Here is an 11309-nt window from a genome sequence, read left to right as displayed (position 1 = left end):
TTAGTTAGACGAACGCTTGTGGCCTAAGCCATTTCCTCCTCCATTACCACGTTTCTTGTTTTTTTGCTTATTTCCATTTTTATTGGGTGGGATGGAGTTCTTTATTTTTGGCGAAATGTTCATTCCGGGTGAGTAGTTATCTGGATTTTCAAGAATCTTACTACCTTCAGGAAAACCTCTAACAATTACTACATCTTCTTTTACTTGAAGTATTTCGGGTTTTAGGGTTATAACTTTTCCGTTTTTAAGCGTCAATACGCTTCCGTCTTCCCGCATTAGACGCCGTGGTAATTCGAAACAGTTTTCAAATACACCGATTGACGCAGTACCCGTGAGAAACATTCCTTCTTTAAGCGAGTGACTTTCAATTTGGGCATACACATTTACGGTTTGTGTATTTCGATCGATAGCACTATTGATCCTCGTTACTTTACCTTTATATGTGGTAGAGTCTCCCGTTGCATGGAGAGTAACTGTAGCGCCTTTCTTAATTTTGGAGGCATCGGAAAGTGGGACAGAAGCTTCAAGATCAAATGTTGAAGGCTTAATAAATTCACCCAATTTTTGTCCTGTACGAATAAGCGTTCCTGCTTTTATAAGACTTTCGGTAATCTCTCCACTAAACGGGGCATATATGCGGTGTTTAGCCAACGTAGATTCTCTGGACTGGATATCGTAAAAAGTTTTTGGGATGTTTTTTGCTGCTAAAAAATATTTCTCCCGGTCTGTAACAGTTTCAGGAAGTGCCTTTACAGGTTCATTAATTTTAAATGATCGAGCGTAGGCGTCCCATCGAGCAAAGCTCTTTGGATAATCTAATTTTAGGTCAGGCAACATCTGAACGATTAGATTAAGTAATTGGCTTCGCATTGAGCGTAATTCACTTTCTTGGGTTCTGCTATCAATACTCAACAGAAGTTCACCTTTTTGAAAAGTTACGCCTTCAAGGAAAGGCTTTGGAGTCTTTAACATAGCTCCGCTTACCTCCGCATAAAGCTCTATGCGTTCAGCGGCTTCTATTTTTCCTAATAGTGGAATTTCTGCTCTTATATTTTTGTTGTGTACTGTCGTTGTAGCTACGGTTTTAGTCTCTATTGTTGCGGGTTTTCTTTCGGGCCTTTTCTTTTTTCCCGCTAGCATCTTCATTCCGAAAAACGCCACAGTCATTAACACCAAACAAGCGACTATAACAATTATCTTTCTTTTCATGCTCCCAGATTTATCCTACGGATGATTCACGAAACAAGAATAAGGAAGACACTTTAAATAGAGGGATTCTTTTCAGTAAGTGGTGTTTTTTCTTCAGTGAAAAAGTTTTTCAAGGAAGCGGTATATAATACCCCTGAATTTTCGGACCAGTGTCTTAGTTTAAAAATCACTAAATTATGGGCATGAAAACGAGAACGACACGCAGAAAATTCAGCGCCAAATTCAAGGCGGAAGTAGCGATCGAAGCACTGAAGGAAAGAGAAACCACCCAAGACCTCTGCAGACGATACGATCTTCACGCCACCCAGATTTCACAATGGAAGAACGAGTTTCTGCAACGCTCAGCAAGCGTTTTTGAAGGGCACAAGGAAAAAAAAGAGAACGAGAAAGCGGAGAAGGCGACAGACCAACTGTACAGTAAAATAGGGAAGCTGGAGATGGAAAACGACTTTTTAAAAAAAAGCTTAAAGAAGTTGGGGCGTCTATAGACTTACGTCTCTTTATCGACCCCAAGGGTAAGCTGAGTATTCGCCGTCAGTGCGACTGTCTGGAGCTTTACCGTTCGTCATACTACTACAGCCCAAAGGGGGAAAACGCTGAGAATCTGGAGTTGATGCGCCTTATGGACCGGCACATGATCGACGAACCCACGGCGGGAGTTTTGCGCATGAGATCAGCCTTGCGTGACCAAGGATTCAACCCTTCCTATGAAAGGGTTAGGCGCTTGATGCGCAAAGCGAATCTCTACCCTATTTACCCGAAAAAGAATCTGAGCAAGCCCGGAGAGGCAAAATACGTTTACCCGTATCTGCTTAAGGAAAAGAAAGTTGTCAGGAAAAACCAGGTCTGGTCGATAGACATCACTTATATAGCCATGGCTAGCGGTTTCATGTATATGACGGCGATTATCGACGTCTACAGCAGGTACATAGTGGGTTGGGGTTTGAGCAATACGCTTGAGGCCGCGGCGTCTTTAAAAGTGGTGCGTGAGGCCGTTGAGATTCACGGTAAACCGGAAATACTCAACAGTGACCAAGGTTCCCAGTTCACTTGCGGGGAATACGTGAACTATCTCAAGAAAGAGGGAATAAACATCAGTATGGACGCCAAAGGCCGAGCCTTGGACAACATTTACATCGAACGCTTTTGGAGAACGCTAAAAAGGGACCATATTTACCTGAATCCGGCCGACAACGGTTTAAAGTTGTATTTGGGGATAGAGAAATGGTTGCGACGCTACCACAACAGGGATCACCAAGGAATCGAGAACCTGAAGCCGGAAAATGTTTTTAGCGGAGCGTCAAAAGCGAAAGCCACCGCGTATGCCCATGCAAATATTGATAAGTCCAAGAAAAAACAGAATGTGAAAGGACTTATCAACATTCACACGGGCTCGACGATAGCGACAACCGTTTAAAATTTACTTAAAAATCGACTTTACTGGTCCTAAGAATCGAGGGTACTATAGTAAGAGGTTCTAATCGCATTAAAAAGATGAGGCCTGAGATATGGAAAACGTAATTTTAATTATGCATTAGTCAGTGAGACTAAAGGCTTAACCTTATTGGAATTGATTTTTTATTAAGTAAAAAAGGCATCATTTAAAGTTGTTTCTGGGAGTCTGCTTTTGCAAACTCCGATTAAAACTGCGAAGACTAACCCCCAAATAATCAGCGATATCTTGTTTTGAGACAGCCTCTAGTATTTCGGGAAATTCAGATACGAGTCTTTGAAAATTTTCATCTAAAGAATGAGATTGGTTAAATGCGTGACGTTGGGCCTTGTACATGATTTTCTTTGAAATAGCCTTTAACACTTCTCTATTAAACTTTTTATTTTCATCTAATAGGCGTAAAAAATCGGGAGTTGTTATTCTATATACCTCGGTTTTGGTTAGTGCGTCAATTCGGCAAAAACTTAATGATTCGTTTAATGCCTCAACCTCTCCGAAGATCTCACCTGGTCCGAAGAGTTCCTGAACGAATCCTTTACCATTCGCTTCGGTTTGAGAACATTTTGCAAGGCCTTTCTTTATAATGAATACATGGCGACTAGCTTTTTCTTGCTCTAGAAGAACATCATTGGCAGGGTATTCTAATACATCAATGGCTTCTCCCATAGTTTTAAGCGATGAGAGTAAACTTCCTAAATTTTTGTTCTTTCTAATCATATTGTATGTCTTGGGACAAATGTCCTTTATTGGAATTCGCCAATCTGCTTCTTTTGTGAAAACAAAATGAGATGACTGTGGAGAAAAACGAAAATCGTTTACAAAAACAACTCGAATTTATTCGAGAAATTGATAAGGTGAAATATATCCAACGTAAAACAAGGCTATTCGAAAGTAAAAGACACGAGAATGACGCTGAGCATAGCTGGCATTTGGCTATGATGTGTTTAACACTAGCAGAACATGCTGATGAAAAATTTGATACGCTTAGAACTATCAAAATGGTTCTTATTCATGATTTAGTCGAGATTGACGCAGGCGATACGTTTTTGTTTGACGCGAAAAAAGACCACGTGAATACAAAAGATGAATTAAGAGCGGCGAAACGTATTTTTGGTTTATTACCTAAAGATCAGGCTGATGAAATGATAAGTGTGTGGCAGGAATTTGAGGAGGGGAAGACGCCAGAGGCAAGATTCGCAAAGGCGATGGACCGGTTTGAACCGGCCTTACAGAATGAATCCAATGGGGGAGGTACATGGAAAGAATACGGGATCGGCTATTCACAAATAAAAGAAAAGTTATTAGGTATAAGGAATGGTTCGCTTACCATTTGGAGATATACTCAAGAGCTTTTGCGTAAAATGGTTGTAGAAAGAATTATCTCAAGTTAGTTAGTTTGTGGTACTGCTTCATTTTAAACACTTTTGAAACGGTGTCTAATGAAACAGTACCAGTCCCGATTAATAATAAGCCTCTCCATTTTTTGATTTATTATATCGCTCTTTGGAACGTTTATCCATTTTCTGATCCCATGTTTTTCGCTTATTTACCAATTCATCGGCGTATAGAATGAATGTTTTCCTATAGTACCCTCGATTCTTAGGACCAGTAAAGTCGATTTTTAAGTAAATTTTAAACGGTTGTCGCTATCGTCGAGCCCGTGTGAATGTTGATAAGTCCTTTCACATTCTGTTTTTTCTTGGACTTATCAATATTTGCATGGGCATACGCGGTGGCTTTCGCTTTTGACGCTCCGCTAAAAACATTTTCCGGCTTCAGGTTCTCGATTCCTTGGTGATCCCTGTTGTGGTAGCGTCGCAACCATTTCTCTATCCCCAAATACAACTTTAAACCGTTGTCGGCCGGATTCAGGTAAATATGGTCCCTTTTTAGCGTTCTCCAAAAGCGTTCGATGTAAATGTTGTCCAAGGCTCGGCCTTTGGCGTCCATACTGATGTTTATTCCCTCTTTCTTGAGATAGTTCACGTATTCCCCGCAAGTGAACTGGGAACCTTGGTCACTGTTGAGTATTTCCGGTTTACCGTGAATCTCAACGGCCTCACGCACCACTTTTAAAGACGCCGCGGCCTCAAGCGTATTGCTCAAACCCCAACCCACTATGTACCTGCTGTAGACGTCGATAATCGCCGTCATATACATGAAACCGCTAGCCATGGCTATATAAGTGATGTCTATCGACCAGACCTGGTTTTTCCTGACAACTTTCTTTTCCTTAAGCAGATACGGGTAAACGTATTTTGCCTCTCCGGGCTTGCTCAGATTCTTTTTCGGGTAAATAGGGTAGAGATTCGCTTTGCGCATCAAGCGCCTAACCCTTTCATAGGAAGGGTTGAATCCTTGGTCACGCAAGGCTGATCTCATGCGCAAAACTCCCGCCGTGGGTTCGTCGATCATGTGCCGGTCCATAAGGCGCATCAACTCCAAGTTTTCCGCGTTTTCCCCCTTTGGGCTGTAGTAGTATGACGAACGGTAAAGCTCCAGACAGTCGCACTGACGGCGAATGCTCAGCTTATCCCCGGGGTCGACAAGGAGACGCAAATCTATAGACGCCCCAACTTCTTTAAGCTTTTTTTTAGGAAGTCGTTTTCCATCTCAAGCTTTCCTATTTTACTGTACAGTTGGTCTGTCGCCTTCTCCGTTTTCTCGTGTTCTTTTCTATCTTTGCCACCCTCAAAAACGCTGGACGAGCGCTGCAGAAACTCATTTTTCCATTGTGAAATCTGGGTGGCGTGAAGATCGTACCGTCTGCAGAGTTCTTGGGTGGTTTCTCTTTCCTTCAGTGCTTCGATCGCTACTTCCGCCTTGAATTTGGCGCTGAATTTTCTGCGTGTCGTTCTCGTTTTCATGCCCATAATTTAGTGATTTTTAAACTAAGACACTGGTCCGAAAATTCAGGGGTATTATATCCAGACCCGTCTGCCGTCTTCTCCAATTACTTTGTAAGTGAGATAAGGGCGCTCGTTATCAAGATAGAAATTCAATAACCCGAAATTCGGTTGCGAAAAATAGACTTGGCGAATACGTCTTTCTGGTCGTTTACTAATCCATCCGTTACCGTCAGCAGTCTGGGCCAAAGGCGAACTGGCCATATCGTAAAAATCATATCCTCCGTGTTCTGACCAAGGAATTCAATTCAATTCGGCGACATGTGTATCTCCAGACAGCATTACAACGCCTTCGATATTATTGTCCCTAATAAAGTTGAAAATAGCATTCCGCTCTTTTTGGTATGAGGCCCAAGAATCACCTCCCATACCTTTTGCCTGTGACCAAGCACTTCCGGAAACCAAAACCTTAAAGGGTGTGTCACTTTTTAATAATTCCGACTGGAGCCATTTTAATTGACGTTTTCCAAGCATCGTTTTTTTTCCATTATCAAGAGCTTTATTCGGGTCTCTGAAATACCGTGTATCCAAAAAGAAAAAGTCTAGGTTTGCATACTTTTGTTTAAAGTAAATACCTTGCCCCGTTGGATCAGCTTCTTTAGGGTTAGCCCAATACAGTCCAAATTGTTCTCTGGCCTCTTTTTTTCCTGGATGTGTACGGTCGTGATTATTTAGTCCGTAATCATGATCATCCCAAATGGCTAATTGGGAAACGTTTCTTAGAAATGGTCGAAGAGTTAGTACTTCTCGTTGCCTTTGGTATTCTTCGGCTAGAATATCAGGATCAAGAGCGTCACCATAGATATTATCTCCCATCCAAATAAAAAAATCAGGGTTTGTTTTTCTGATTTCATTCCAGACAAGTTGCCTTGAATTTTCTTGATAACGCGCACAAGATCCAAAAGCCACGGTTATATTCTGATTCATACCCAGCTTTGGAGCAGTTTTAAAAGTAAAATCTGGAAATGCCCATTGGAAAGGGTCTTTTCTGTTTCCAATTAGAAAGTGATAATCGTATTCAGTTGAAGCCTCTAGATCCTTCAATCTGATTTTAATAACATATTTTTTCTCTTTCTCAGGAATTACCTCTTGGCTGAATGTGTATTCAGAATCTGTTCCCGCTATTCGATAAGCGATTTTTACGGATACTTTACTGTACACTCGAGCCCAAACCAAAGCGCTTGTGGGGCTGGTAGCCCCAATCATTGGGCCTTGCATTATTCTATAATTCCCCTTTTTTGCTTGGGCAAACAACAGGTAAGGGAATAAGAGGAGAATGAAAAAAGTGTAACGCATCTTGTTGTAATTCATTTGGTTATTGATGCGGTAAGATAAGTATAGAGATCAAAAATAATTGGTTTTAGATATTAACAATATGTAATGAAGAGCAGGGATAGTTTTAGAATTTATCGATTGATACCAGTTTTCGTTTGAACCCTGTTCTTTCCCAACCTTCAACTTTAAAAACAGCCGTAAAGTCTTGGTTGTGGAGTTCTTGGCGATCGTAAAAACTGATTACTGAATCAGGGTTTGTGAAGTAACGAACAAGGTTAATTGCTCCAATATCATTTTCGGAAATAAAAAAGGTCAAGCGATTATTATTTTTCCCTTTAACTGACGATACAATAGTAAAGTCCACTGAATTGCCGAATGGATGTGATTGGTAAATATGTTCTTGATTTGTTTCTGGTTCATTACGGGTTATTTTTCCACCGAGGGTTTTTATAGTAGGATTTGTACTTAGAAATACATTCCGTAAAATGCCCATATTTTTTGATTGACCTACATAAATCACATTTTCGGTATTCAATTTCTTTTTATCCCATTCTGAAAGTATTGATACTGAAAGAGGAACGTCGTTTTTCGCAAACCAATTTGATAGCTGAAATACACTATGTATTCCCATCTTTGTGACGTAAGGGATTGAATTGGGAGAAACTTTTCCTGCAAATTCAGGCTTTCGGTTTAAGAATCGATTAAAGTCGGATTGTGTATTTATTTGGTAGTCCCTGATTATTCCGTTTCCGCCTGTTGCTAGTGGGCCTGATATTGTAAAATGATCTCCGATAAGTAAGGCTGTTGGTTTGCCGTTTGAAAAATGAGAATCCCAAAATGAGATCTTATTTATTGATGATTTATATATGAAAAATGTGGTAAGTAATATTCCAGGAATTAAGACTAGGAGAAACGTTTTTCTTTCTGATCTAGTTTGCTTGGTGGGTGTTATTTCACGGAATTCGACTATATAGCGACCTTTAGGAATGTTTAGCCTTATTGAATCCTGTGCACCTTCTGCTTTATAATATTGATCAAGCTTCTTTCTAAGGTTGTGGACATAGACCCTGACTTTGTTGTCATTTTTTACAGGATCATATTTTTTTCCGAATAGCTCTTGACCAATTGTGATCTCTTTAAGTTCACGTTCAGCTAATGAGGACTCAATTAGAAATCTTAATAAGGTGATATTAGTGTTAGATCTGGCGAATGTTTCGCTATTGGTTATTTGGCTGACAATTTCATCGATTTCTTTTAAGTCACGCATAAAGGTTTGCCGATTATGATTTATCTCGAATTGGAACCAAACTTTTATATTTTTCCGAAATACGCCTCACAAGACATTTATTGATCGTTGAAAAACATTTATCACACTAAAATAAGCTAAAATAGACTTCAAACATATCAAGCGAGATGTTTTTCAATTCTTAGGGTGAATAGATTTAACCGTTAAATGAACGTTATAAGAGAATGTTTTTTCAGAATCGTAACCTGCTTGCACTAATTTCAAACTGTCGATGGAGCTTCAAGTGACAGAAATGGTGGCTTGGAATTCCTATTGTTATGGGGCGAATAACAGAAGAGGTTTAGCTGTTATTGTTGTTTTTTTAAATACGATAAGATCGTTACGTCTTTGTTTTTCGCCTACCAATAATCTTTATTTTTTACAATAATTAAAACTATGAGATTTCTAACCACATTTATTCTTCTTCTGATTTCGGTTTTTACTTTTGGGCAAAATACCGAGACCGTATTCTTATCTGGTACAGGAGCTGATGATACAATGACATGGGAGTTTTATTGTAGCGCGGGGCAAAATAGTGGAAAATGGGCCACTATTGAGGTTCCATCTTGTTGGGAGCAACAGGGGTTCGGTTCCTATGATTACGGGCATGTTCCTTTTGATAAACGATTAAATGAAGAAGGAATATATCGAAAGACTTTTAACGTACCCAAAAGCTGGCGTTCAAAGGAGGTTGAGATTGTTTTTGAAGGTGTAATGACTGACGCACTTGTAAAAGTTAATGGGAAAGTAGTTGGTCCTGTCCACCAAGGAGCTTTTTATCGCTTTAGTTATTCAATCGGCCGGTTGCTAAAATACGGAAAAGAAAACCGTTTGGAGGTATTGGTAAAGAAGCATTCCGATAATGAATCGGTAAGTTATGCTGAGAGAAAAGCGGATTATTGGATATTCGGCGGAATATTTCGGCCAGTATATCTGGAAGTTAAGCCAAAAGCGCATATTAAGCGTGTAGCCATTGATGCGAAAGCTAATGGAAGCTTCCGGTCGCGGGTTGACTTATCGAAAGTGTCAAAGGTTTTTTCATTAACAGTAGATATTATCGATTCCGATAAAAGAACAGTTGCTACTTTTAAGGGAGGCGTAACCAGTAAAAACAGTTATCTGACAGGAAAACTTGAATCGCCAAAACTTTGGAATTCAGAAGAGCCGAATCTTTATACTGCTGTTTTCGAATTAAAGAAGAATGGGAAAGTTGTTCATCGTTATCTCGAAAAATTCGGATTTCGAACTATCGAATTCCGTGAAATGGATGGTATTTACGTAAATGGGGTTCGCATTAAGTTAAAAGGCGTGAATAGACATGTTTTTCATCCAAAATTTGGGCGAACATCATCGAAAAAGCTCAGTATAGAGGCTGTGAACCTGATCAAGGATATGAATATGAACGCAGTGCGTATGTCTCATTATTCGCCGGATAAACATATGCTTGATGTCTGCGATTCATTGGGATTATATGTTCTTGATGAGTTGTGTACTTGGCACAAACCGACCTTGGACTTTGAAGTCGGTGAAAAGCTAGTAAAGGAGTTAATAGATGACGATGTGAATCATCCGTCGATTATTGCTTGGGATAATGGTAATGAAGGTGGTTGGAATAATAGTTTGAATAATCATTTCGCTCAACTCGATATTCAAAAGCGAGAAGTTCTCCATCCTTGGCAATCTTTCCAAAAAACAAATACCTATCATTATCACAATTATAATTATTTGGCTCTTGATGGTTTTGAAAAAAGAAAAATATTCTTGCCTACAGAGGTCCTTCATGGTCTTTATGATGGTGGGCATGGTGCAGGTTTGGAAGACTATTGGCTAAGAATTTGGAATCACCCACAAGCGGCAGGGGGCTTCTTATGGGTTTTCGCCGACGAAGGAATCGAAAGAACGGATAAAAATAATGCTATTGATGTTGATGGGAATCATGCTCCTGACGGCATTCTTGGTCCATATATGGAGAAAGAAGCTAGTTTCTATACAATTCAAAAAATTTGGAGCCCTGTTTATTTTGAGAAACGATATATAACTCCTGAATTTGACGGTCTTTTTAGGGTTCAGAATAGATACCACTTTACGAATTTTTCTGAAGTGAACTTCGAATATCGTTGGGTTAAGTATTCAAGTCCGGATAGCTCAATCTCATCGAAAACTATTTTCAATGGAAAAATAAAAAGTGCTTTAAAGCCAGGAGAAAACGGAATATTGCAAGTTGAGAAACCGGCGAATTGGAAAACTGCGGATGCGTTGGAAATTTCGGCTATTAATCGTTACGGACGAAAGATAAACCGTTGGACTTGGCCCGTGAAATTTGCTTCTGTTAAAGCGAAAGAACAAACGGATACGAAAGCAGATAAAGAAGTGGATTTGGAGGAGAACAAGGATTCGTACATTGTAAAAGTAGGGACTTTGAATTACGTTTTCGGGAAGGATTCTGGGATGTTAAAGAAAGTATCAAAATCAGGTGAAGTTATTCCGTTAAGTGAAGGGCCTATATTTGCGAGTACCGAGATGAAAACAGAAAAGGTCGAGGCTAATATTCAAGATGGAAAAGTAATTATCAAAACGTTTTTGAAAAACGGAAAACATAATGATTCATTTGTTTGGACTATCAAGAAGAATGGCTTGTTGAATCTTTTGGCAACCTATACTCCTAAGGGAGGTCATCAGCATGCAGGGGTTAGTTTTAATTATCCTGAAGAAAACGTGTCAGGAATGCGCTGGATGGGGAATGGCCCTCATCGTGTTTGGAAAAATAGAATTGCTGGACCTGACTTTGGAGTGTGGGAAAAAGAATTGAATAATACACAAACGGGTGTTCCAAACACAGACTACAAATATCCAGAATTCAAAGGATATTATGCGGAGACGTATTGGGTGAAGGTCTTGAATACGAGGACCTCAGGTTTTAAGGCCTATATACATACGGATGATATCTTTTTGAGAATGTTGACTCCAGAATTTCCTTCTAATTCAAGGCAAGCCAAGGCTTCATTCCCAGCTGGTGATATTTCCTTTCTCCATTCAATTCCTCCGATTGGCACCAAATTCAAAAAAACGAGTGATTTAGGCCCAATGTCAGCCTCAACCCCTTTTAATTCGCGTAGAATTGACGGTGGAAAGGCTAATTTGGAAATTACTTTTGATTTTGAATAGAACTATCGAAATAGAT

11 protein-coding genes are annotated in these 11309 nt (G+C 39.7%); 4 read left to right on the top strand and 7 right to left on the bottom strand.

Annotated features, from left to right (window positions below; translation table 11 throughout):
- Positions 1 to 1209 carry an efflux RND transporter periplasmic adaptor subunit gene (locus tag AABK39_RS19375; protein WP_338394960.1) on the bottom strand — a complete coding sequence of 403 codons (1209 nt, stop codon included), beginning with the start codon at positions 1207 to 1209 and terminating at the stop codon, positions 1 to 3.
- Positions 1210 to 1391: 182 nt separating this feature from the next.
- Between AABK39_RS19375 and AABK39_RS19370 the strand changes: the two genes are divergently transcribed.
- A complete protein-coding gene (locus tag AABK39_RS19370) occupies positions 1392 to 1697 on the top strand; it encodes a transposase (protein ID WP_338394959.1) in 306 nt (101 codons plus the stop codon).
- Positions 1694 to 2626: an IS3 family transposase gene (locus AABK39_RS19365; protein WP_338395062.1), complete on the top strand. Its 933-nt coding sequence runs from the start codon at positions 1694 to 1696 to the stop codon at positions 2624 to 2626. The genes AABK39_RS19370 and AABK39_RS19365 overlap by 4 nt, the downstream gene beginning before the upstream one ends.
- 180 nt (positions 2627 to 2806) lie before the next feature.
- On the opposite strand, the gene AABK39_RS19360 is transcribed toward AABK39_RS19365, so the two are convergent.
- Complete coding sequence (locus tag AABK39_RS19360) at positions 2807 to 3379, bottom strand: Crp/Fnr family transcriptional regulator (protein WP_338394958.1); 573 nt, start codon at positions 3377 to 3379, stop codon at positions 2807 to 2809.
- Between the two features lie 77 nt (positions 3380 to 3456).
- On the opposite strand from AABK39_RS19360, the gene AABK39_RS19355 reads away from it, so the two are divergent.
- A complete protein-coding gene (locus tag AABK39_RS19355) occupies positions 3457 to 4053 on the top strand; it encodes an HD domain-containing protein (protein ID WP_338394957.1) in 597 nt (198 codons plus the stop codon).
- 241 nt (positions 4054 to 4294) lie between these two features.
- Here the strand turns inward: AABK39_RS19355 and AABK39_RS19350 are convergent, their stop codons facing one another.
- The 5 genes from AABK39_RS19350 to AABK39_RS19330 form a co-directional block, all read right to left on the bottom strand.
- A complete protein-coding gene (locus tag AABK39_RS19350; RefSeq protein WP_338392370.1) occupies positions 4295 to 5221 on the bottom strand; it encodes an IS3 family transposase in 927 nt (308 codons plus the stop codon).
- 2 nt (positions 5222 to 5223) lie between these two features.
- On the bottom strand, positions 5224 to 5529 hold the full coding sequence (locus AABK39_RS19345) for a transposase (protein ID WP_338392371.1): 306 nt from the start codon (positions 5527 to 5529) through the stop codon (positions 5224 to 5226).
- 131 nt (positions 5530 to 5660) lie between these two features.
- Complete coding sequence (locus AABK39_RS19340; protein WP_338394956.1) at positions 5661 to 5786, bottom strand: hypothetical protein; 126 nt, start codon at positions 5784 to 5786, stop codon at positions 5661 to 5663.
- A 25-nt stretch (positions 5787 to 5811) separates the two neighbouring features.
- Positions 5812 to 6879 (bottom strand): alkaline phosphatase D family protein, encoded by a 1068-nt coding sequence (locus AABK39_RS19335; protein WP_338394955.1) that lies wholly within the window; start codon positions 6877 to 6879, stop codon positions 5812 to 5814.
- A gap of 88 nt (positions 6880 to 6967) precedes the next feature.
- Positions 6968 to 8110, bottom strand: a complete 1143-nt coding sequence (locus tag AABK39_RS19330; RefSeq protein ID WP_338394954.1) for a helix-turn-helix domain-containing protein — start codon at positions 8108 to 8110, stop codon at positions 6968 to 6970.
- A 414-nt stretch (positions 8111 to 8524) separates the two neighbouring features.
- Here AABK39_RS19330 and AABK39_RS19325 point away from each other — a divergent pair, with 414 nt between their 5' ends.
- A complete protein-coding gene (locus AABK39_RS19325) occupies positions 8525 to 11293 on the top strand; it encodes a glycoside hydrolase family 2 protein (RefSeq protein ID WP_338394953.1) in 2769 nt (922 codons plus the stop codon).
- Positions 11294 to 11309 lie beyond the last annotated feature (16 nt).

The sequence above is a fragment of the Fulvitalea axinellae genome, assembly GCF_036492835.1.
Lineage (GTDB): Bacteria > Bacteroidota > Bacteroidia > Cytophagales > Cyclobacteriaceae > Fulvitalea > Fulvitalea axinellae.
This window is presented reverse-complemented; position numbering and strand designations above follow the sequence as displayed.

Bases quoted from the DNA above. Each gene is read 5' to 3' on its own strand.
- AABK39_RS19375 (WP_338394960.1), bottom strand. From the start codon at position 1,209: ATGAAAAGAAAGATAATTGTTATAGTCGCTTGTTTGGTGTTAATGACT.
- AABK39_RS19370 (WP_338394959.1), top strand. From the start codon at position 1,392: ATGAAAACGAGAACGACACGCAGAAAATTCAGCGCCAAATTCAAGGCG.
- AABK39_RS19360 (WP_338394958.1), bottom strand. From the start codon at position 3,379: ATGATTAGAAAGAACAAAAATTTAGGAAGTTTACTCTCATCGCTTAAA.
- AABK39_RS19345 (WP_338392371.1), bottom strand. From the start codon at position 5,529: ATGAAAACGAGAACGACACGCAGAAAATTCAGCGCCAAATTCAAGGCG.
- AABK39_RS19340 (WP_338394956.1), bottom strand. From the start codon at position 5,786: ATGATTTTTACGATATGGCCAGTTCGCCTTTGGCCCAGACTGCTGACG.
- AABK39_RS19335 (WP_338394955.1), bottom strand. From the start codon at position 6,879: ATGAATTACAACAAGATGCGTTACACTTTTTTCATTCTCCTCTTATTC.
- AABK39_RS19330 (WP_338394954.1), bottom strand. From the start codon at position 8,110: ATGCGTGACTTAAAAGAAATCGATGAAATTGTCAGCCAAATAACCAAT.
- AABK39_RS19325 (WP_338394953.1), top strand. From the start codon at position 8,525: ATGAGATTTCTAACCACATTTATTCTTCTTCTGATTTCGGTTTTTACT.